Below are 20437 nucleotides of genomic sequence, written 5' to 3'. Positions count from 1 at the left end.
GGCGTACATGGTTGTAGATTTGTACCTTCCTGCCTACAAGAACGAAATTATCGGAGAGGTCAAAATGTCTCGGTTCCTTCCTCGCACCATCCGCAACATGCTCGTTTGTGCTTCCGCTATTGGCGCGCTGCTCACTCAGGTCCCAGCCCAGGCGGCTGAAGTTTCACTCTGGAAAGACATTCAGAAAGCAGGCGTCCTGCGTTGTGGAGCAGCCGTCGCCGCGCCTTACGTCATGCGCGATGCTCGCTCTGGTGAATACAGCGGTTACTTCGTGGATCTGTGCCGCGACTTCGGTGAGAAGGTGTTGAAGGTCAAAGTCGAGTTTGTCGACACCAACTGGGACAACCTCGTTGCGGGCCTGCAAGGTGGTAAATGGGACATGGCCATGGCACTCAACCAGACGCCTGAACGCGCTTTGGCTGTCAGCTTTTCGGTGCCGGCGACGGACTATCAGGTCTCGTTGGTGATCAACAAGGACAACTCGAAACTGGCCAGTGCTGGCAATACCCTCGGCGATTTCGACAAGCCTGACGTGACCTTTGCCGTAATGTCCGGCACCGCTCAGGACAAAGCCATTTCGGCAGTGATCAAGCAAGGCAAGATCATGCGCCTGCCCGGCATGGACGAGGTGCGGCTGGCCGTGATGTCCAAACGCGCTGACGTGCTGGTCGATGCCAGCGACACCAACCATCTGTTCGCTGTGGCCAACCCTGGCTGGACCAGGGAAGTGCTGCCAAAACCTGCGCTGGCCAAGCAAGGCGTGGCGTTCGGTGTGCGCCGGGATGTGAGTGCAGCCGACTTGCAGACGTTGAACATCTACCTTTCTCAGCGCCGTGAGACAGGTGAAATCGACGCCCTGGTCGACAAAGCCTCGCAATTGGCCAACGCCGAAAAAACCCCTCAGTAAACCCCGCCGATGCCGAGCGCGCAGCGGGCTGCGCGCTCCCGGAGAATGTTCGATGAAAGCTTCCAATCTGGCGGCGGTGCCGTCACGGCCTCCTCATGCCTGCGAAACGAAGAGCAGTGAGTTCATCCAACTGCGCGATGTCTACAAAACCTACGGCGAAAACCTGGTGGTGATGGATCACTTTGACCTGGACATGCGGGCCGACGACCGACTGGTCATCATCGGGCCCAGCGGTAGCGGCAAGAGCTCTTTGCTGCGGGTCCTGATGGGACTCGAAAGCATTCAGGGCGGGACCATCCGTTTTCAGGGCAAGCCATACATCGACGGCAATGTCCGGGGCAAAGGCAAGCCGATGGACTGCTCGCTGCAAACCCAGGTGGGCATGGTGTTCCAGCATTACACCTTGTTTCCGCACCTTTCGGTGTTGGGCAATCTGATCCTGGCACCGATGAAAGTGCATGGCCTGTCTCGCATGCAGGCAACCGAAAAGGCTCGAGTACTGCTGGCCCGACTCGGCCTGGAAAGCAAACTCAACGTTTATCCCAGCCAATTGTCTGGCGGCCAGAAACAGCGGGTGGCGATTGCCCGGGCTCTGATGTTGGAACCCAAACTGATGCTGTTCGACGAAGTCACTTCCGCGCTCGATCCCGAGATGGTCATCGAAGTGCAGAACGTGATGCTGCAACTGGCCGAACAGAAGATGGCGATGATCATCGTCACCCACGACATGCACTTCGCCCGTCACATCGCCACCCGTGTGGTTTTCTGCGCCAACGGCAAAGTGGTCGAGCAAGGCCATCCCGACCAGTTGTTCACTCAACCAAGGGAACCCCGCACCCGCGAGTTCCTGGAAAAAGTGCTGCACCTGGATTGAGGATCCGGACCATGAACTATCAATTTGATTTCAGCTTTCTCCAGGGCAATTTCGGCCTGCTATGGGACGGATTGAAGGTCACCTTGCAACTGGCGCTGGTGTCTAACATCGTTGGGCTGGTGATGGGTTTTGGCTTGTGCCTGTTGACCTTGAGTCGATGGTTTTTCCTGCGCTGGCCGGCGCAGCTTTTCATCGAATTCTTCCGTTGTACGCCGGTGCTGTTGCAGATCGTCTGGTTTTTCTACTGCGTGCCAATGCTGTTCGACGTGTTCATCGACCCCATCACCATGGGCGTGTTGGCCCTGGGGCTGAACCTCACCGCGTTCAATGCCGAGGCCTACCGGGCGGGGGTGCAGGCGGTGCCCCATGAACATCTGGATGCCAGCATTGCATTAGGTCTGCGCCCATGGCAACGCACGCTCTACGTGATTCTTCCGCAAGCACTACGCAGTGCCGTTCCGGTGTTGATGACCAATGGCATCTCGATCCTTCAGCAAAGTGCGCTGGTGGCAATCGTCGCAGTGGGCGACCTGATGTACGTCGGCAAGAGTATCGCCACCGAAGCCTACCGCCCGCTGGAAACGTATTCGCTGATCGCGCTCATCTACTTCGTCCTGTCATTACCCATCGCTCAGTTCGTGCAATGGCTGGAACGCCGTCAGGACACTGCGCTCGCGCGCTGAGGAGGCTGTCATGAATCTTGATTTTTCGGTGGTGTTTTCTTATTGGCAAGCCTTGCTGCAAGGGCTGGCGCTGACCCTGGTGTTCACCGTGGGGTGCGCGATCCTGGGTAGCTTGTGCGGTTTTCTCTTGAGCCTGTTGCGCGCTTCTCGGAGTCGCTGGCTGAGCATTCCGGCCGGCCTTTATGTGGAACTGTTCCGTGGCACACCACTGCTGATCCAGTTGTTCTGGGTGTTCTTCTGTTTTCCGGTGGTGTTCGGCATCGACATCCCGCCCTACGTGTCGGTGTTGTTGGCGCTGACCCTGTACATGACGGCGATCACCAGTGAGACCTTCCGCGGCGCGCTCAAATCCATTGCAGGCGAACAGCATGACGCTTGCGTTGCGCTGGGTCTGGCCTCGTGGAACAAAACGATTTTCGTGGTGTTCCCCCAGGCTTTGCTCCGGGGTATTCCGCCGCTGCTTTCCAACGTGGTTTCACTGTTCAAGGAAAGCGCACTGATTTCCTCTGTGGGCATCGCCGATCTGATGTTCGTCGGCCAAAACATTTCCAACAGCACCGCACGGCCTGTTGAGTTTCTCTCTGCGGTGGCGGTCATCTATTTCCTCGTGGCGTTCCCGTTGACCCGGCTGGTTGGCGTGGTCGAGACGCGGATGCTGCGTCGTTATGCGTACTAACCCAAACCCTCGTATCCAAATCCGTGGAGCGTCTGCAATGACTCAACTCAAAGGCATCCTGCCTGCTCTGGTCACACCGTTCGACAAGGCCGGCAAGGTCAATTACGACATGCTCGGCAACATCATCGAGTATCAACTCAAGGCTGGCGTCACAGGCTTCGTGCCACTGGGCTCCACCGGTGAGTACTACGCGCTGACCAATGAAGAGCGCCGGCAGATTCTGGCCACCGTGCGTGAAGTAGTAGGAGATCGTGGCGTACTGATTGCCGGTGCCAATGGCTCCTGCACCCGCGAGGTCATCGAGCAGGTCAAGCAGACCCGTGATGCGGGCTACACCAACCTGTTGATCGCGCCGCCTTACTACGCTCTGCCGTCCCAGGAAGAGCTGGTTGGTCACTACCAGGCCATTCTTGATGCCGTGCCCGATATCGACCTGGTGTTATACAACTACCCGGTGCGTACCAACGTTGAGGTTGGCTTCGGTGTGCTGGATGCATTCAAGGACAACAAGCGCGTAATTGCGATCAAGGAAAGCAGCGGCAACCTGCTGCGTGCCATCGAAATCGGCAACACCTACAAAGATAGCTATCAGTTGTCCTGCGGTTCCGATGACCAGGCGCTGGACTTCTTCCTATGGGGCGCGAGCAGCTGGATCTGCGGCCCGGCCAACTGCCTGACGCAACAGGTCTGTGATTTTTACACCAAGTACACCAGTGGCGACCTGAGCGGTGCCCAGGCCATCGTGCGTTCGCTGTTCCCGGTGCTGGCGGATATGGAGTCCGGCAAGTTTATCCAGAAGGTCAAGTACGGCTGTGAGCTGGCAGGCTTCGATGCTGGCGCCGCGCGCATGCCGCTGCAACCCTTGACGGACGACGAAAAAGCCAGCTTCCGCAAGGCTTTCGAGCTGGCCCAAGGCTGATGTTGCCTGCCACATCAGTCGCCACGACCGGCTGATGTGGCTTGACAGGAGAGAGTGAGATGCCCCGACACGTTTTCAGCAGTATTGAAGGCCATACCGAAGGCATGCCGGTGCGAATGGTGATTGCCGGAGCGCCAACGCTCGAGGGCCGAACCATGAGCGAGCGGCGTGAGTATTTCGTGGCCAACTTCGACTGGATTCGCCGTAGCCTGATGCTCGAGCCCCGTGGCCATTCGCACATGTCAGGTACGATTTTCTACCCGCCGATGCGCTCTGACAGTGACTTCAGCCTGTTGTTTGTCGAGACTTCCGGCTGCCTGCCGATGTGCGGTCATGCCACCTTGGGCTCAATTACCTTTGCGCTGGAGGCCGGCTTGATCGAGCCAAAAGTCCCCGGCACCGTGGTGGTGGATGTTCCAGCTGGGCAGATCCACGCGACTTATGTACGCGATGGCGACAAAGTCACTTCGGTATGCTTCACCAATGTGCCGTCGTTCTTGTTGTACCGTGACCTGACGATCGACTTCCCGCCGTTGGGGCAGTTGAAGATCGACATCGCCTACGGCGGCAACTTTTATCCGATTATCGAAGTGCAGCCCAACTACCCGGGTTGTGAGCATTTCAGCGCGCAGCAGTTGCTGGAAATGGGCCGGCAGATGCAGGAACTGGTCAACCGGTCTGTGGATGTGGTCCACCCGGAAAATCCGGCCATCCGGGGCGTCAAGCATTGCATGTGGACCGGTGCGCCATTGTCATCCGAATCCCAGGGTCGGGCCGTGGTGATTGCAGGTGACAGCCTGATTGACCGTTCGCCATGCGGCACCGGCAGCTCGGCCCGGGTCGCCCAGCGTTTTTCCCGGGGGTGGTTGGCCGAAGATGGCGCTTATCGCCATGAAAGCCTGATCGGCAGTTTTTTCGTCGGTCGTGTAGCCCGGACGCTGCAATTGGAAGACGGCAGTGCCGCGATTCGCCCCAGCATTGAAGGAAGGGCATGGATCACCGGGCGTGCCGAGTTTATTGTCGACGATACCCAACCCTGGTGGGACGGCTTCAGTCTGGAAGATTATGCCGCTCCAGCCTCTGCTCAAGAGACTTCCCTATGACACCTGCACAGCCCGTTGCACAAGCACCCTTTCCCGGAGAGAAGGCTGTCGTGGTCGGCGGTGGTATCGTCGGCGTCTGTTGTGCCCTTTACCTGCAGCGCGAAGGCTATGCAGTGACCCTGATCGACCCGGCCGCCGCGGGCGACAGCACTGCTAAATGGAGCTGTGGGCAAATGGCGGTCAGTGAAGTGATTCCGCTATCCAAGCCCGGCATCCTGAAAAAAATCCCCGGCTGGCTGCTCGACCAGAAGGGGCCGCTGGCGCTCAGGCCCGGCGCCTTGCCCGGTATCCTGCCGTGGTTCCTGCGGTTTCTGGCCTGTGCCCGGCATGCGAAAATTGTCGAAATCTCCGAAGATATGGCGACCCTGACGCACCATGTCTACGAGGACTATGCGCCTTTGTTGGAGGCTTGCCCGGACAAGACCCTGATGGGGCAACGGCCGATCATCGAGGTGTTCGATACTCCGGCGGGCATCGAACACGAACGTGAGCATCTGGCGCTGCGTCAGGCACTGGGTTTCAAGTCCGAAGTGCTGGACGCGATTGCCATCTCGGATCTCGAACCGTCATTGGCTGGCAAGTTCAGCCATGGCCTGCTGTTTTCAGACTGGCGCGCGGTCAGCGATACCAAAGGCTTTATTGCCGCATTGACGCAAAGCTTTCTCGATCAGGGCGGCGTTCGCATACGCGGCCAGGTCAAACGGATTGATGAGGTGGCCGACCGTGCCAGCGGCGTCACCCTCGGCGATGGTCAACGCTACGCAGCGGATCATGTGGTGATTGCCGCCGGCACTGGCTCGCGACATTTTTTCGAGCAGATTGGAACGCAGGTACCACTGGCCGGAATCGCTGGTTATCAGGTTTTGCTGCCCACCCCGGGCGTGGAGATTCGTCACTCGGTGATTTATGCCGACGGCGGATTCTGCTTCAGCCCGATGTCCCGTGGTTTACAGATTGGCGGCACCATCGAGTTTGCAGGCCCGAACGCCGAGCCGAACTTCAAGCGCGCCGACATCATTCTTGAGAAAGCGCGAAAAATTCTTCCCCGGTTACAACTGGACAACGTCGAGTACGGAGTCGGCTATCGCCCGTTTTTGCCCGACACCAAACCGGTCATTGATCGCAGCACCCGACTGTCGAATGTGTTCCTGGCGTTCGGTCATGGTCAGCTCGGCCTGACGTTGGGTGCCACCACGGGACGACTGATTACCGACCTGGTTGCCGGACGAAAGCCTGCTCAGGACCTGACCCCTTTTAGCGCCCAGCGCTTTGCCCTTGTTGGAGGCCACGCATGAAATCCTATGACCAGCTCTATATCGACGGCCAGTGGGTACGCCCCAAGAATGGCGGCACCTTTGACACACTCGATCCAAGCGATGAGTCAGTGATCACCCAGGTCGCTGCAGCCACTGCAGACGATATCGACCTGGCCGTCAGTTCCGCGCGCCGTGCTTTTGACGAAGGTCCATGGCCGCAAATGACCGGGGCCGAACGTGCGACGATTTTGCGAGCTATCGCCAATGGCATCCGTGAGCGTCAGGACAAACTGGCAGAGCTTGAGGTGCGAGACAACGGCAAACCGTTGCCCGAAGCCCAGTGGGACATTGCCGATACCGCAGGCTGCTTTGATTTTTATGCCGATCTGGCCGATGACCTTGATGGCCATCGTGAGCAGAACATTTCCCTCGCCGATGAGCGCTTCACGTCTATCGCGCGCAAGGAACCGGTGGGTGTCGCCGGGGCGATCATTCCCTGGAACTTCCCGATGCTGATGGCCGCCTGGAAAGTCGCGCCGGCATTGGCCACCGGCTGCTGCATGGTGCTCAAACCGTCGGAACTGACCCCGTTGACCGCCCTGGAGCTGGCCGATATTGCCCATCAGGCAGGTTTGCCTGCTGGCGTACTTAATGTCGTGACCGGCCTTGGCCCGGATGCCGGCGCACCACTGAGCGAACATCCCGGTATTGACAAACTGGCATTCACCGGCAGCGTGCCAACCGGTACGCGGATCATGCAGGCCGCCGCCCGCGACATCAAAAACATCAGCCTGGAGTTGGGGGGCAAGTCGCCGTTCATCATCTTTTGCGACAGCGATATAGAAGCCGCGGTTGAGTGGATCATGTTCGGGATCTTCTGGAACCAGGGGCAAGTGTGTTCGGCGACTTCAAGGGTGCTGGTGCAGCGTGATCTGTACGAGCCACTGCTCAAGCGACTGGTGGAGCAGACCCAACGGGTCAGCATAGGCAATGGCATGGACGATGGCGTACTGCTTGGTCCGCTGGTCAATCGTGGCCAGTATGACAAAGTGCTGGCGGCCATCGCCCGTGGCCGGGAGGAGGGTGCGACTCTGCTTGCCGGTGGTACCCGTCCGGCGAATTGCGAGAAAGGCTACTTCCTGACTCCGGCGATTTTTGCCGACGTGCCGGAGGACAGCTGGATCTGGAAAGAGGAAATCTTCGGCCCCGTGGTGTGCGTACGGCCATTCGATGACGAAGCCGATGCATTGCGCAGCGCCAACGACTCGCGCTTCGGGCTCGCTGCTGCTGTGATGTCCCATGATCTTGCACGTGCCGAGCGTGTTGCCCGCCGACTGCGAGCGGGTATCGTCTGGATCAATTGCTCCCAACCGACTTTCACCGAAGCCCCTTGGGGCGGCTACAAGCAAAGCGGTATCGGGCGTGAGTTAGGTGAGTGGGGCTTGAACAATTACCTGGAAACCAAGCAGATCACTCGCTATGACAGCGAGCAGCCCTGGGGTTGGTACATCAAGTAAAGGAGCTGTCATGCGCTGGAAGAAGACGCTGCAAATGGCCGATGTGCATTGTGAAGGCGAGATCGGCAAGGTCATCACTGGCGGAGTCATTGATATCCCCGGCAAGACCATGCTGGACAAGATGAACTACATCAACGAAGTCGACGACAGCTTGAGGCGCCTGGTGATCCTGGAGCCGCGCGGTTGTCTGCAAATGTCGGTGAACCTGCTGCTGCCACCGACCCGACCCGAAGCACACGCTGGCTTTATCGTGCTGCAGGCGGATAAGGCTCACCCTATGTCCGGCAGCAACTGCATTTGTGTGGTCACCGCACTGCTGGAGCTCGGGATGCTGGAGATGGTCGAGCCAGTGACGACGGTTTTGCTGGACACCCCGGCGGGTCTGGTGACCGCCCGAGCCCAGTGCTCGGACGGGCGTTGCCAGAGCGTTTCGCTGGATATGGTGCCGTCTTTTGTCGAACAGCTGGATGCACCGATCGAGACCGCAGACTTTGGCTTGATCAAAGCAGATATTGCGTTTGGTGGAGTCTATTACGCGCTGGTGGACGTAGATCAGGTCGGCTTGACCATCGCCCCGGAGAACGCCCGTCAACTGGCGACTCAAGGTGTTCGTCTGAAAGCCCTGATCAATGAGCAAGTGAAGGTGTGTCACCCGTTGTTCAAGGAACTCAACGAGGTAGCGTATGTGATGTTCCGTAACCGTGTGGACCGGCTCACCTACCAGACCTGCACCACACTGCCGCCCGGAAGGGTCGACCGTTCGCCATGCGGCACGGGCAGCTCGGCGAACCTGGCAACTTTGCGTGCACGAAATCTGGTTGAAGTGGGGGATAAGCTCGTCTCGCGCTCGACCATTGGCGGCGAGTTTCAGGTTGAGTTGCTGGGGCTGACGGAAGTGGCCGGAAAACCGGCGGTTTTGCCCAGGGTCACTGGACGAGCGTGGATCTATGGGCTGCATCAGATCGGGGTCGATCCGGACGACCCATTGACAGCCGGTTTTATGCTGAGCGATACCTGGGGGGAGGGTTTTTAACTATCCCCGGCCGGATGTTAAAGTTGCAGGCTGGCCGGATGACTGGCCTGCACTGCCGAGAGCATGACCCTATGAGCAAAGAAACGCCTGAAGCTACCAGTGGTACCAAACGCCATGGCGGTCGCTATATCTACGAAGAGTTGCGCAAGCAGATCCTGACGCTGAAACTCAAGCCCGGCACGCCTCTGGACGAAGTGTCTCTGGCCGCACAGTTTGGTCTTTCCCGCTCTCCAGTGCGTGACGCGCTTGCCCGTTTGATCAGCGAGGGCCTGGTCACCATATTGCCTAACCGCACGCTGTTGGTGACTCCGTTCGAAATCGAAGAATTCCCCAACTATATTTCGGCCCTGGACCTGATTCAGCGAGCCGTGACCCGTCTCGCGGCACTGCAGCGCTCGGACGACGATCTGGCGCGCATACGTGCTGCCGATGCCGCTTACCTCGAAGCGGTCAGTACGGGCGATTTTCAGGCCATGTCCGAAACCAACAAAGCCCTGCACATGGCAATTGCCGAAGCCGGGAAGAATCCGTACTTCATCAACTACTATGAAAAACTCTTGGGCGAAGGCCAGCGCCTGCTGCATTTGCACTTCGACTACATCATCAGTGCGGCCAGCAGCTCCACGGCAATCGGACGCGATCACGATGACATCGTCAATGCCATTGCCGAACGCAAGCCCGATGAGGCCGAACGGGCGGCGCATGAGCATACAATGCTGTTCCAGCGGCGTTTCCTGGCTTACATGCAGCAGAACCTGACTGAAAAAATGTCGGTGGTTTGAGCCCGGCTCAGGCTTCGACCGAGTACTGGCGTCCAATAAATAATGTGCGTTGTGTCGCAAGTCATGATGGCCGATTTTCGGGCGTATGGTTATGCTCAGCGAGTTTGCCAATCGCCAAATAAAAACAACCACAGTGAAGCCATGAGCCAATCAGACACACGTGCGACTGTTCTAGCGCTGTATCCAGAAGACTCCCGCGAGGCAGCGGCATTGCTCAAGCAGGCAGTGCCACTGATGGTTCGTCACAACATTCCGCCCAATCCGGTGCATTACGCGCTCTGGTACACCTACAGCAAAGGCCAGGAGCCGGAACTCAATCGGCACCTGGACCGGGTCGTCAACGATTTCGACTACTTTCCTGCGGAGTCCGCCGCCAAATTGTTTCGCGAGTACATCATCCGTGATGAGCTGGCGGACGCCCGCTCCGGGCAACAGGAAGCGATCAATCTGGTTGATGATATGGAGCGCGATGTTTCGCGCAGCGTGAAGGGCAATCGGAATTTCCAGGCCAGCCTCGGCCAATACCTGCAAATGCTTGAAGAGCCGACCAGCGAGCGCTTGCCGGGGATCCTGACCCAGCTGCAAAAGAGCACCCAGCTCATGCAGAGTCAGCAGGAGCATTTCCTCGCCCAGTTGCAGTCCGCACAGCACGAAATCAAGAGCCTGCGGGACAAGCTGGAGCGCGCCCAATTGGCAGCGACCCTCGATGGCCTGACCGAACTGCTCAACCGTGCCACCTTCAACCGCAAGCTGGAACAGGCAATGAGCAACGCGGCGCCTGGCGTGGCGCTGGTGATGCTGGATATCGACCACTTCAAGCAATTCAACGACCAGTACGGCCATCCCTTGGGCGACCGGGTGCTTCAGCATGTCGCCCAGGTGTTGCGCGATTCGCTGCCGGCCGAGGCCTTTGCCGCGCGTTATGGCGGTGAAGAATTCTGTGTGGTGCTCAAGGATTGCCCGGATCTGGCGGCTGCCGACGCTTTTGCCGAGCGCCTGCGCCTGAAAATCCAGGCGCTGCGGGTCAAGGCCCGCGGCACCGACACCGTGCTGGACACCGTCACTGCGTCGTTCGGCGTGGCCCATGCACAACCCGGCGACACCCCGGAAAGCCTGGTGACCCGCGCCGACGACGCGCTGTACCAGGCCAAGCGCAACGGGCGCAATCAGGTACGCCGGCAGCCTGACGTGGCAGTCGAGGCCCGTTAGCCGAGGATGAAGTAGACGTCATGTTTTCCTGATTTGTACGCCGATGGAACTGAAAACCGTTCTTGCAATCGTAACTTTCACGGGCGTCCCAAGGGTTGCACATTCGCATTGAACGCCCGGCATGGCTATCAAGGCGGGAGGGTGGCATGGAAAAGGACTCGACATTCAGGTTCGTTGCGGGCTACCTGTTCGTGTGCGCCCTGTTGGCATGGGGGGTGGCCCAGGCGTCTCCGTGGATTGCCTCTCATCTGCTGCTTGGCTGGATACTCTAGCGCCGAACCTCGTTGCCACACTCAACAACTCCCGATACCGAAAGCACCGCGACCTGTAGGAGCGAGCTCGCTCGCGATGGTCGTCAACGATGCCGCGTGTTTACTGAATAAACGCGGCGCTCTTGAGTCCATCGCGAGCAAGCTCGCTCCTGCAAATTCAAGGATTGAACCAGTGCCGGTGCTGCCGGGTTAGTGGAACGGAAAGATGTAGTTCATCCATGCCGCCATGCGCAGAAGGATCTTGCGCATCATCGCGATGTGATGGAAATGCTGACTGTACAACGCCGCCTGGCCATAAGACCCGCCGGGCATCAGGCTGCTGTACTGGGCATAGTCGGGGTCGGTGATTTCAATGATCACCGGGACCCGGCCGGCCGGTGGTGAACCGGTGAAGCCGATCAGCGTGCCCGAAGGTTGAACCTGGCCTTCGGCGATGACCGAAACCACGGTTTTGACCTTGCCTTCGAACACTCGCCCGGGAATGCCGTCGAAGGCGACTTCGGCTTCGTCGCCCTCGGTCAGGCGCAACAGGCTGTTCTGGCGCATCCACGCGGCGAAGTAGTGCCCTTCGTCAGGAATGAAGACCATCGAGGGGCGCAGCGGCAACTTGGTCGCCATCATGCCCGGACGCAGCGAAACATGGGTGACGAAGCCTTTGCTCGGCGCACGGACCGTGGTGTTGTCGAGTTCGTACTGCGCGTTGTCCAGTTGTGCCTTCAGGTCATCACTGCGAGCGACCACGACGTCCAGTTCCCGTTGGGTGCCGAAGTTGCGCTTCATCAACTCGGTGATCCGCGCGCGATCGGCCTGGGCGGAAATCAGTTGTGCCTTGAGGGATCTGACCCGGTATTCGAAAGGCGCGGGATCGATGGTAAACAGCACATCGCCTTTTTCCAGGGGCTGGTTGGATTTCACCGGCACGTCGATCACCTGGCCGCTGACCACGGGTATCACCGGCACCGATACGAAATAGGTACGCGCCACCTCGGAGTAGGGGTGATTGTAGTTCATGGTGAAAATCAGCGCGCCGATGATCACGATCCCGCCCAGTACCGCCGTGGGTACCGTCCATTTGTTCAGGGGGATGCGGAAGATCTTGAAGATGGCAACGCAGAGTGCGGCATACGTCAGAATGAGTAAAAGATCCATGGCTCAGAGGCCCTCGCCTTGATTGTCCGTTGGCAGCCTGGTCTGTGCCGTGCCCGTTGTCGCCTCGAGGCGCTCGATCCGCCCTTGCAGTTCGGCGACCTGTTGTTCGAGGTGCACCACATGGCTTTTTGCTGAGTGTCCGTCACTGAAACCCCAGCCCCGGTCCTCTCGATAGGCCATCGCCCAGATCCACAGGAACGGCCAGAGCGCATGCAGGGTGAACAGGCTGACCCAGCCGGTGGCGTGGATCGCATCCTGGTGAGGGTGGTTGCGGTGAACGGAAATTTCATAGGGGATGTCATGGAGCACGATGATCCCGTAGAACAAGACGAGCCCGACAAATATCAGTATGCCCAGCGCGAAGTAATCAAGCATGAATCGCTCCTTTTGAAACAGGTGACGTGTGCGCATGAGTGTAGCCGTTCAATCTACACTTGACGGAAACGCGGCTATCCAACTTGAACACTCGGTGCCTGGACGCAGCGTTGACCGATATCGTGCCGACAGATCCTGGCGAGGTGAATTCATGCAAACCAATGGTCAATTCGAAAGGGCGCCTGTACTTGACCCTGTCGAGCGCATTACCGAGGTGATCTTCGGCCTGCTGATGGCCATGACGTTCACCGGTACCATCAGCGTGTCCACGGCAGACCAGGCGGCCGAACGCACGATGATGATTGCCGCGCTCGGATGCAATCTCGCCTGGGGACTGGCCGATGCGATCATGTATCTGTTGCGCGCACTGGTCGAGCGCACGCGCCGGATCAAGCTGTACCTCGACCTGCGCAATGGCACGGACGCCGAGGCCGGTCAGGCACTCGTTGCGCAAGTGTTGCCGATGCAATTCGCGACGGCGGCCGGTAGCGAGGGCCTGGAATTGTTGCGTCGTCGGCTGCTCGAGCAGCCCCCCTTGCCGATCAGGGCCGGTCTTGGCTGGAACGACTTCAAGGGGGCTCTCGGTGTTTTCCTGTTGGTGGTGTGCTCGACATTTCCGCTGGTGGTGCCGTTCATACTGCTCGACCAGACTGCACTCGCCATTCGCCTGTCCAACCTGATCGGGCTCGTGGTGCTGTTCATCGCAGGCTGGATGCTCGCCAGATACGCAGGCGCCACGCAATGGCAGGGCGGGGTGATCATGGCCGCCACGGGGGCCGTGCTGATCCTTGCAATCATTGCGCTGGGTGGATAACCGCTGGGCATAATTCAACACACTAAAGACTCATTCTCATTTACTATTGCCCTTCCATTTTTGTCGGGCAGTCTGGTATGGATGTTCTTGCCACTATCCATCTTCATATACTCAAGTGGGTGATCGAACCGGTCACCGGGCAGTTCCTGGGCATTTTCGACTTCAACGGTCGGCTCGGTCTATCCTTTCTCTGCATGTCTTACGGCGTCGCTTATGGCCTGTTTCGCTGGCGCAAATCCCGGGGCCTGACCGACGCGCGCTCATTCGGGCAGTTCATCGGCGGCTGCCGTGTGTATCTGCATCGCTCGGCGCTGCTCGACTACCGCTACTACTTTGTTCTCGCCGTCCTCAAGGTTGTCCTGGTGCTGCCCATCGTCGGCCTGGTCGACCCGTACGTCTTGCGTTCAGCGGACTACATCGCGTTCTTCACCAACCTGTGGGGTGCGCGCACGCAAGTGGAGGAGAACCTGGCGCTGACCCTGCTTTATGGGCTGGGCGTTTTCCTGGTCAAGGATTTCAGCCATTACTGGGGCCATCGCGCTTTTCATTCGCGCTATCTGTGGGCTTTCCACAAAGTCCATCATTCGGCGCCCGTGCTGGTGCCGGCGACGGCCAGCCGGGTGCACTTTCTGGAAGAGGTGGTGGAAAAGCTCACCGACATCGTCTGTGTAAGCGCGTTTGCCGGAGTCTTCTGGTACGCCTGCGGCGGGGAGATCAGCCGCTATACGCTATTTGGCGTGACGTACATGGTGTTCATCTTCAATAGCCTGGCGGCCAACCTGCGCCACAGCCATGTCTGGTTTTCCTTCGGGCCGGTGCTTGAGCGGGTGCTGAGCAGCCCGGCGCAACACCAGATTCATCACAGTGATGCGCCGCGACACTTCAACAAGAACTTCGGCATCAACCTGTCGCTGTGGGACTGGATGTTCGGCACGCTCTACGTCACGCAGTCCAGGCCCGAGACCCTTCACTTCGGCACCGGTGAGCAGGATCACGAGCGTTACCTGACGATGCAGGGTCTGATCGTCACGCCGTTTGTGGACGTCGCCCGTAAACTCTTCCCGGCAAAACGCCCGGAAATACAACCTGAAAGCGAATCTGATCCGTATTTTTCAGGGCGATCTGCCTCTGTAACGAATACAGCCGCCAGCCCACAATAAGTCTTCGGTACGCCGTTGGGGCAGCGCAAGACGCCCCTGTACCGCCAATTCATAGTGTGGGAGGCCCTATGGCCAAGATGACGATTTTTCTCGGCGGCTTTTTGCTGTTGACCATTCTGATCGGTGTGCTCGCGACGATTCCACCGGGGTGATTACCCCGGCCGGTTTTCGTCGACGGCCAGGCGCAGTTCGCGGTACGCCGTGACCAGTTGCTCCAGGCTGAACCCACGATTTCTGCCGCTGGGGTTGGGCAGGATCCAGACTGAAGCGTTGCCGAAGGTTTTCGGTTGCAGGCCCCAGGCAATGTCCCGCCGACCGGACAGTGCGCAATAGGCCGCCTTGCCCAGAAACGCGACGAAACGCGGCGCATGACGTGCGATTTTCTGTTCGAAGCCTGCTGCGATGGCGCTGAACTCGTGCAACGACAACTGATCCGCACTGGCCGTCGGCCGTTCGACCACTGCGGTCAATCCGCATTGGTACTGCAAGATCGTCCGATCGTTTTCCGGCCGCACTTGCTCGGGGGTAAACCCGGCGAGATGCAGCGTGCGCCAGAAGCGATTGCCGCGCCCGGCAAAATGATGCCCCTGGGCGGCGGCAGTCATTCCGGGATTGATGCCGCAGAAGATCACGGCCAACTGCCCGGCGAGGATATCTTCGAGTTTTTCACCCACCGCAGATCACTCTGATCGCCTGGCGCGTCAGTTCCGTCAGCTCGGCTCGGGATTTCCCGGCGCGGGCACGTATCGAAATGCTGTGCAGCAGAGACGAGGCGAGCACGGCAAGGGCCGCAGGGTCGGCATCGCCTTGCAACTCGCCAGCATTTTTCGCCGCTTGCAGGCGAACTTCCAGATCGGCATCCAGCCGGCTCAAGCGGTCGGACAGCACCTCGCGAATCTCCGGGTCCTCGACGGCTTCGGTGGTTGCCGTGCCTATGGCGAAGCAGCCACGGGGCTGGCCATCGCCCGAAAAATAAATCGATAACTGCCCCTCGTAGAAACGCTGCAAGGCCTCGGCCAACGGCAGCTCCAGGTCCGTCAGCGCCTCGTGCATGGACGCCGCGGCAAATTCCCAATATTGCTCCAGCGCTCTGATATAGAGCGCGTGCTTGTCGCCGAATGCCGCATAGAGGCTGGGGCGATTCATGCCGGCGGCGGTGGCGATGCTGTCGAGCGACGCGCCGGAATAGCCAGTGTTCCAGAACACCCCGAGTGCTTGCTGCAACGCTGTCTGCGGGTCGTATGCCCGAGGGCGGCCACGGCCTTTGCCCTCTGTCGATTTATTTTGTGCCATGTCGTACAAAATCCTTGTGGGGAGGTGGGTCGAGGGATATTCTTACACCATCGCACAAAATTAAGGAATCAGAAATTCCTTGAGCCAGGGTTTGTTGTAGCCGAGCGCAAACTGAGTGTTGCGGCGACGAAACCGACGCGGCGGGAGCGATCCTCCTGGCCGCGCACGGGCTTGCTTGTTTCCAGCATTTATTGACTTGCGGGCCGTCGGCGCTTGCTGCCGACGCCTGCCCGATTACCCGGCCAAAGGCGTACCCGACCATGACCAAAGCGTTCGATATCCCGGCTTCACAGACCTTCGGACAGCCTGGCCCCAACCCGGCCGGCGTGCCCACCCAGAAACCGCTGAAACAGAAATTACGTCCCTGGCTGATGGTGGGTGTTCCCGTTCTCTTCGTGGCGCTGGGCTATGCCCATTACGTGTCGGGGCAGGCTTATGTTTCGACCGATAACGCTTACGCCCGGGTGGCGAAGGCGTCAATCAATGCGCGGATCTCCGGGCAAGTGGTGGACATCGCCGTCGAAGACAACCAGCAGGTGCACAAGGGCCAGGTGCTGTTCCGGATCGACCCGAAACCGTTCCAGATCGCCGTCGACCGCGCACAGGCACAACTGAGCGTGGCGCGGCTGCGTATCGACGGGCTCAAGGCCAGCTATCAGCAGCAACAGGCGGAACTGCAGTCGGCGAAAGCGTCGGCCGATTTCGACCAAAAGGATTTTGCCCGCAAGAAAGCACTGGTCGCGTCCGAGTTCGTTTCGAAATCGATTTACGAACGTGCCGACACCGACGTGAAAGTGGCGCGGCAACGGATCGCGTCCATCGAACAACAGATCGCCAGCACCGTGGTGGCCTTGAACGGCAATCCGGACATCGATGCCGATAGCCATCCGACGGTTCGCGAGGCCAGGGCGCAGCTCGACGAGGCGCAGTTGTACCTCTCGTACACCACGGTGTATGCGCCGCAGGATGGCACCGTGGCCAAGGTCGACGACCTGCAGGTGGGCAACTACGTGAACAACGGCGCGCCGGCCTTTGTCTTGTTGTCCGGTCACGAGATCTGGATCGAGGCGAACTTCCGCGAAACCGACGTGACCCACATGCGCCCGGGCCAGGAAGCCACCATCCGCATCGACACCTACCCGGATCGTGTGTTCAAGGCCCACGTCACCAGCATGAGCCCGGGGGCCGGGTCGGACTTCGCGCTGCTGCCACCGGAGAATGCCACCGGCAACTGGGTCAAGGTGACGCAGCGGGTGCCGGTGCGGCTTGAGCTCGACGAAGTGGACCCGGCGCTGCCGCTGTTCTCCGGGACCAGCGCCACGGTGCGGATCGACACCCGGTTTCGCAGCCCGTGGTGGCATCCGCTCAAGGCATTGCTGACCGCAGGTAACTTCTGATGAACACCCAACCGATGGTAAGCCCCGGAGGGGAGGGTGCGCGTTCGCTCAGGTTCGCCGCCTTGCTGGCGACTTATATGCAGTCGGCAAACCTGCCGCTGCCGAACGCGGCACTCAGGTTGATCCAGGGCAGCCTGTCGATGAGCGACGATCAGGCCGGGTGGATTTTCACTTCGTACCTGGCTGCGAGTGCAATCAGCATGCCGCTCGCGCAGTGGCTGGCCGCACGCTTTGGCTTGAAGCGGGTGTATCAGGCGGCGTTGGTGTTGTTCGTCCTTGGCTTGTTGCTCGCCACGGCAGCGACGACGCCGCTGGAGTTCGTGGGGGCGCGCATCATTCAAGGCATTGCCAGTGGCCTGTTGGCACCGCTGTCGATGGCGATTGCCACGGAAACCCTGGCGCAGGACAAGCGGGCAAAATTTGCCGCGAGCTGGACCGCCATCGTGCTGTTCGGCATCGTCAGTGGCCCGAGTATCGGTGGCTGGATCGCCGAACATTTTGGCTGGCGGCCGATGTTCTATCTCAGCGTGCCACTGTCGGCGTTCATTTTCCTGGTGGCGGCACTGTTGTTGACCGAGAAGAAAGCCGAGAAAGCTCCAGCGTTCGATTTCTTCGGCTTCGGCACCTTCACCCTCGGCTTGATCAGCCTGCAAATGCTGCTCGACCGCGGTGAGCGGCTGGACTGGTTCGCCGCGCCTGAAATCTGGCTCGAAGCCGTGGCGTCGGCACTGGGGATCTACCTGTTCGTGGTGCATGTGCTGACCTCGAACGTGCACTTCCTCAACAAGCGCCTGCTCAAGGACCGCAACTTCGTGTTGTCGACGGTGATCTTTTTCGCCCTCGGTTTCGTGCTGTTGTCGACCATGGCCCTGACCTCGCCGATGCTCGACGAAATTCTCGGTTACCCGCCGGACATCACTGGCGCCCTGACGATTCCACGTGGCATCGGCCTGGTCGGCGCCTTTGTGCTGATGGGGCGGTTGCCCGAGCGCTTCGACCGGCGCCTGTTCGTGGCGGCCGGTGTCGCCCTGGCGATTTATGCCAACTGGCTGATGCTCGGTTATTCGCCGCTGATGGACGAGTGGCCGGTGGCGGTCGCCGGTGCGATCCAGGGCGCGGGGCTGGGCATCCTGATGCCGGCGGTGAGCAAGGTCGCGTTCAGCACGCTCGACCCCACGCTGCGCCCCGAAGGCACTGGCCTGTTCAATCTGGCCCGTGTCTACGGCAGCACGTTGGGGGTGGCGATCGTGCAGCTGTTCTTCTTCAACAACACCCAGGCGATGCACATGGCGCTGGCCAGCAACCTGACGCCGTACCGCGCCGCTGCGCATTCGCTGGCTTCGGCGCCGTTGCAGTTGCTGGGCGGGCTCAATGAAATGATCACCGGCCAGGCCGCGTTCATCGCCGTGATCGACCAGTTCAAGATCCTGATGGTGGTGATGCTGGTGGTGAGCCCGCTGGTGTTGTTTCTTCGCAAGCCCGTTGCGGCCAATTAGTTTTCGTGGAGTCTGCCAAATGAAATCCTGTGCGCTGGTCATCAACCGCTACTGGATACAAACGAAGCTCGCGGCGTTGTCGGTGCTGGTATTGCTGACGGCCTGCACCGTTGGCCCGGACCATGAAGTACCGGCGGCGAGTACATCGCAGCACTATGACCCACAAGCCGAGCAACGTCTGGCCCAGGGTGCCGCCCCACGGATCGACCTCGGCAGGAAGGTCAGCGGCGATTGGTGGTCTGCCTTTCGCTCGCCGAAGCTCGATCACGTGGTTCGTCGCGCCATCGACGGCAACCTGGACCTGGTGGCGGCCGATGCCACGATCCGGCAAGCCGCTTCTTCTGTCGCGGCGGCGCAGGGTGCGCTCTATCCGCAGGTCGATTTCGGCGCCGTGGCCGGCCGTCAGCGGGTACACAACGCCAAGGAGCCCTCGGTCTCCAACTTCTATGCGATTGGACCCCGGGTGGGTTTCGACCTTGATGTGTTCGGCGGCAACCAGCGATTGGTCGAGCAGCAGCAGGCGTTTGCCGAGCTGCAAGAACACCGGTACGAAGCGGCCTACCTGACCCTGACCGGCAACGTCGCCAGCCAGGCGTTGCTGGTGGCCTCCGCCAATGCGCAGATCCAGGCCGTGGAAAAGCTGCTGGCCAATGACACGAGGAACCTTGAGCTGGTGCGCATGGCCCACCTCAATGGCAGCACCACGCAGATCGATGTATCGCTGGCCGAGACACGGCTGGCACAGGACCGCACGTTGCTGCCGCCCCTCGCTCAACAGCGTGACGCCGCACGTCATGCGCTGTCGATTCTGACGGGTAAGGGGCCGGCGGACTGGACCGCTCCCGACTTCGACCTCGGCGAGTTTGTCCTGCCGTCGAACATGCCGGTGAGCCTGCCTTCGGAAATGGCCCACGACCGGCCGGATGTGCTGCAAGCCGAAGCGCAACTGCACATGGCCAGCGCAGCAGTGGGGGTGGCGACGGCGAACCTCTATCCCCACGTCACGCTGTCGGCGTCCTTGGCTCAGGCGGCTTCCGGCAATGGCGGCGCGGCACTCTGGGGGTTCGCTGCCGGGCTGGCCGGACCGCTCTTCGATGGCGGAACGCTCAAGGCGCAACGGCAGGCAGCCGTCGACGGTTACAAGGCGACGCTCGCCGGTTACCAGCAGACGGTCATTACCTCGTTCGGGCAGGTCGCCGACACCTTGCAGGCGATCAACCATGACGCCGAGGAAAACCTCGCCCAGGCCGATGCCTTGCGTGCGGCCGAAACCAGTGTGCAGTTGAACCAGCAGGCCTTTGCCCAAGGCGAAAACAGCATTCTCCAAGTCCTCGAAGCGGAGCGTGCCTATGAACAGGCACTGCTGGGACAGATCCGCGTGAAAACCGCGCAGTACCTCGACACCGTGCAGTTGTTCATTGCGCTGGGCGGCAATTCGGTCGGTGCCTTCGAGCAACGCGTTGCCTCTGGCGACGGGCAGAAACCTTCGTATCAATAATGGCTGCGGCCTGGAGTAAACCAC

At 59.8% G+C, this 20437-nt stretch carries 20 protein-coding genes; 16 read left to right on the top strand and 4 right to left on the bottom strand.

Annotation, left to right across the window (positions count from 1 at the left end; translation table 11 throughout):
• The first annotated feature begins 64 nt into the window (after window positions 1–64).
• The 11 genes from ACEN8E_RS17990 (at window position 65) to ACEN8E_RS17940 (ending at window position 10959) form a co-directional block, all read left to right on the top strand.
• Entirely contained in the window at window positions 65–907 is an 843-nt protein-coding gene (locus ACEN8E_RS17990; RefSeq protein WP_495589266.1) for a transporter substrate-binding domain-containing protein, read from the top strand.
• A gap of 52 nt (window positions 908–959) precedes the next feature.
• On the top strand, window positions 960–1781 hold the full coding sequence (locus ACEN8E_RS17985; protein ID WP_495589265.1) for an amino acid ABC transporter ATP-binding protein: 822 nt from the start codon (window positions 960–962) through the stop codon (window positions 1779–1781).
• An 11-nt stretch (window positions 1782–1792) separates the two neighbouring features.
• A complete protein-coding gene (locus tag ACEN8E_RS17980; RefSeq protein WP_495589264.1) occupies window positions 1793–2464 on the top strand; it encodes an amino acid ABC transporter permease in 672 nt (223 codons plus the stop codon).
• Between the two features lie 10 nt (window positions 2465–2474).
• A complete protein-coding gene (locus ACEN8E_RS17975) occupies window positions 2475–3140 on the top strand; it encodes an amino acid ABC transporter permease (protein ID WP_495589263.1) in 666 nt (221 codons plus the stop codon).
• A 37-nt stretch (window positions 3141–3177) separates the two neighbouring features.
• The gene (locus ACEN8E_RS17970; protein WP_495589262.1) at window positions 3178–4059 is read left to right on the top strand and encodes a dihydrodipicolinate synthase family protein; all 882 of its coding nucleotides are present in this window, start codon (window positions 3178–3180) and stop codon (window positions 4057–4059) included.
• A 59-nt stretch (window positions 4060–4118) separates the two neighbouring features.
• Entirely contained in the window at window positions 4119–5162 is a 1044-nt protein-coding gene (locus tag ACEN8E_RS17965) for a 4-hydroxyproline epimerase (protein WP_495589261.1), read from the top strand.
• Window positions 5159–6457, top strand: coding sequence for an NAD(P)/FAD-dependent oxidoreductase (locus ACEN8E_RS17960; protein ID WP_495589260.1), 1299 nt, complete (start codon window positions 5159–5161; stop codon window positions 6455–6457). The genes ACEN8E_RS17965 and ACEN8E_RS17960 overlap by 4 nt, the downstream gene beginning before the upstream one ends.
• Window positions 6454–7935, top strand: coding sequence for an aldehyde dehydrogenase family protein (locus ACEN8E_RS17955; RefSeq protein WP_495589259.1), 1482 nt, complete (start codon window positions 6454–6456; stop codon window positions 7933–7935). The genes ACEN8E_RS17960 and ACEN8E_RS17955 overlap by 4 nt, the downstream gene beginning before the upstream one ends.
• Window positions 7936–7945: 10 nt before the next feature.
• The gene (locus ACEN8E_RS17950) at window positions 7946–8968 is read left to right on the top strand and encodes a proline racemase family protein (protein WP_495589258.1); all 1023 of its coding nucleotides are present in this window, start codon (window positions 7946–7948) and stop codon (window positions 8966–8968) included.
• 71 nt (window positions 8969–9039) lie between these two features.
• Window positions 9040–9750, top strand: coding sequence for a GntR family transcriptional regulator (locus tag ACEN8E_RS17945; protein ID WP_495589257.1), 711 nt, complete (start codon window positions 9040–9042; stop codon window positions 9748–9750).
• 141 nt (window positions 9751–9891) lie between these two features.
• Window positions 9892–10959: a GGDEF domain-containing protein gene (locus tag ACEN8E_RS17940; protein ID WP_495589256.1), complete on the top strand. Its 1068-nt coding sequence runs from the start codon at window positions 9892–9894 to the stop codon at window positions 10957–10959.
• A gap of 461 nt (window positions 10960–11420) precedes the next feature.
• Here the strand turns inward: ACEN8E_RS17940 and ACEN8E_RS17935 are convergent, their stop codons facing one another.
• Window positions 11421–12380 carry an HlyD family secretion protein gene (locus ACEN8E_RS17935; protein ID WP_495589255.1) on the bottom strand — a complete coding sequence of 320 codons (960 nt, stop codon included), beginning with the start codon at window positions 12378–12380 and terminating at the stop codon, window positions 11421–11423.
• Window positions 12381–12383: 3 nt separating this feature from the next.
• A complete protein-coding gene (locus tag ACEN8E_RS17930; RefSeq protein ID WP_495589254.1) occupies window positions 12384–12755 on the bottom strand; it encodes a DUF3302 domain-containing protein in 372 nt (123 codons plus the stop codon).
• Window positions 12756–12906: 151 nt separating this feature from the next.
• Here ACEN8E_RS17930 and ACEN8E_RS17925 point away from each other — a divergent pair, with 151 nt between their 5' ends.
• Both ACEN8E_RS17925 and ACEN8E_RS17920 read left to right on the top strand, forming a co-directional pair.
• Window positions 12907–13569, top strand: coding sequence for a hypothetical protein (locus tag ACEN8E_RS17925; RefSeq protein WP_495589253.1), 663 nt, complete (start codon window positions 12907–12909; stop codon window positions 13567–13569).
• Window positions 13570–13646: 77 nt separating this feature from the next.
• Entirely contained in the window at window positions 13647–14729 is a 1083-nt protein-coding gene (locus ACEN8E_RS17920) for a sterol desaturase family protein (RefSeq protein WP_495589252.1), read from the top strand.
• A 152-nt stretch (window positions 14730–14881) separates the two neighbouring features.
• Here the strand turns inward: ACEN8E_RS17920 and mug are convergent, their stop codons facing one another.
• Together mug and ACEN8E_RS17910 are read right to left on the bottom strand one after the other, a co-directional pair.
• The gene (gene mug / locus ACEN8E_RS17915; protein WP_495589251.1) at window positions 14882–15403 is read right to left on the bottom strand and encodes a G/U mismatch-specific DNA glycosylase; all 522 of its coding nucleotides are present in this window, start codon (window positions 15401–15403) and stop codon (window positions 14882–14884) included.
• Window positions 15396–16022, bottom strand: a complete 627-nt coding sequence (locus tag ACEN8E_RS17910) for a TetR/AcrR family transcriptional regulator (RefSeq protein WP_495589250.1) — start codon at window positions 16020–16022, stop codon at window positions 15396–15398. The genes mug and ACEN8E_RS17910 overlap by 8 nt, the downstream gene beginning before the upstream one ends.
• 260 nt (window positions 16023–16282) lie before the next feature.
• Here ACEN8E_RS17910 and ACEN8E_RS17905 point away from each other — a divergent pair, with 260 nt between their 5' ends.
• From ACEN8E_RS17905 to ACEN8E_RS17895, 3 genes are read left to right on the top strand one after another with little or no spacing between them, the layout of a single operon-like run.
• Entirely contained in the window at window positions 16283–17419 is a 1137-nt protein-coding gene (locus ACEN8E_RS17905) for an HlyD family secretion protein (protein ID WP_495589249.1), read from the top strand.
• Window positions 17419–18915, top strand: coding sequence for a DHA2 family efflux MFS transporter permease subunit (locus tag ACEN8E_RS17900; RefSeq protein WP_495589248.1), 1497 nt, complete (start codon window positions 17419–17421; stop codon window positions 18913–18915). Before ACEN8E_RS17905 ends, ACEN8E_RS17900 begins: the two co-directional genes overlap by 1 nt.
• Before the next feature lie 19 nt (window positions 18916–18934).
• Window positions 18935–20413, top strand: coding sequence for an efflux transporter outer membrane subunit (locus tag ACEN8E_RS17895; protein ID WP_495589247.1), 1479 nt, complete (start codon window positions 18935–18937; stop codon window positions 20411–20413).
• The last annotated feature ends 24 nt before the right edge of the window (window positions 20414–20437 follow it).

Source organism: Pseudomonas sp. Pseusp9, from assembly GCF_059491265.1.
The sequence above is the reverse complement of the archived record's forward strand: the minus strand, read 5'-3'. Positions and strand labels throughout refer to the sequence as shown.

Coding starts and splice junctions, on each gene's coding strand:
- ACEN8E_RS17925 (WP_495589253.1), top strand. CDS start 12,907: ATGCAAACCAATGGTCAATTCGAAAGGGCGCCTGTACTTGACCCTGTC.
- ACEN8E_RS17910 (WP_495589250.1), bottom strand. CDS start 16,022: ATGGCACAAAATAAATCGACAGAGGGCAAAGGCCGTGGCCGCCCTCGG.
- ACEN8E_RS17980 (WP_495589264.1), top strand. CDS start 1,793: ATGAACTATCAATTTGATTTCAGCTTTCTCCAGGGCAATTTCGGCCTG.
- ACEN8E_RS17940 (WP_495589256.1), top strand. CDS start 9,892: ATGAGCCAATCAGACACACGTGCGACTGTTCTAGCGCTGTATCCAGAA.
- ACEN8E_RS17905 (WP_495589249.1), top strand. CDS start 16,283: ATGACCAAAGCGTTCGATATCCCGGCTTCACAGACCTTCGGACAGCCT.
- ACEN8E_RS17960 (WP_495589260.1), top strand. CDS start 5,159: ATGACACCTGCACAGCCCGTTGCACAAGCACCCTTTCCCGGAGAGAAG.
- ACEN8E_RS17970 (WP_495589262.1), top strand. CDS start 3,178: ATGACTCAACTCAAAGGCATCCTGCCTGCTCTGGTCACACCGTTCGAC.
- ACEN8E_RS17935 (WP_495589255.1), bottom strand. CDS start 12,380: ATGGATCTTTTACTCATTCTGACGTATGCCGCACTCTGCGTTGCCATC.
- ACEN8E_RS17950 (WP_495589258.1), top strand. CDS start 7,946: ATGCGCTGGAAGAAGACGCTGCAAATGGCCGATGTGCATTGTGAAGGC.
- ACEN8E_RS17965 (WP_495589261.1), top strand. CDS start 4,119: ATGCCCCGACACGTTTTCAGCAGTATTGAAGGCCATACCGAAGGCATG.
- ACEN8E_RS17895 (WP_495589247.1), top strand. CDS start 18,935: ATGAAATCCTGTGCGCTGGTCATCAACCGCTACTGGATACAAACGAAG.
- ACEN8E_RS17975 (WP_495589263.1), top strand. CDS start 2,475: ATGAATCTTGATTTTTCGGTGGTGTTTTCTTATTGGCAAGCCTTGCTG.
- ACEN8E_RS17955 (WP_495589259.1), top strand. CDS start 6,454: ATGAAATCCTATGACCAGCTCTATATCGACGGCCAGTGGGTACGCCCC.
- ACEN8E_RS17945 (WP_495589257.1), top strand. CDS start 9,040: ATGAGCAAAGAAACGCCTGAAGCTACCAGTGGTACCAAACGCCATGGC.
- ACEN8E_RS17930 (WP_495589254.1), bottom strand. CDS start 12,755: ATGCTTGATTACTTCGCGCTGGGCATACTGATATTTGTCGGGCTCGTC.
- ACEN8E_RS17985 (WP_495589265.1), top strand. CDS start 960: ATGAAAGCTTCCAATCTGGCGGCGGTGCCGTCACGGCCTCCTCATGCC.
- ACEN8E_RS17920 (WP_495589252.1), top strand. CDS start 13,647: ATGGATGTTCTTGCCACTATCCATCTTCATATACTCAAGTGGGTGATC.
- ACEN8E_RS17990 (WP_495589266.1), top strand. CDS start 65: ATGTCTCGGTTCCTTCCTCGCACCATCCGCAACATGCTCGTTTGTGCT.
- ACEN8E_RS17900 (WP_495589248.1), top strand. CDS start 17,419: ATGAACACCCAACCGATGGTAAGCCCCGGAGGGGAGGGTGCGCGTTCG.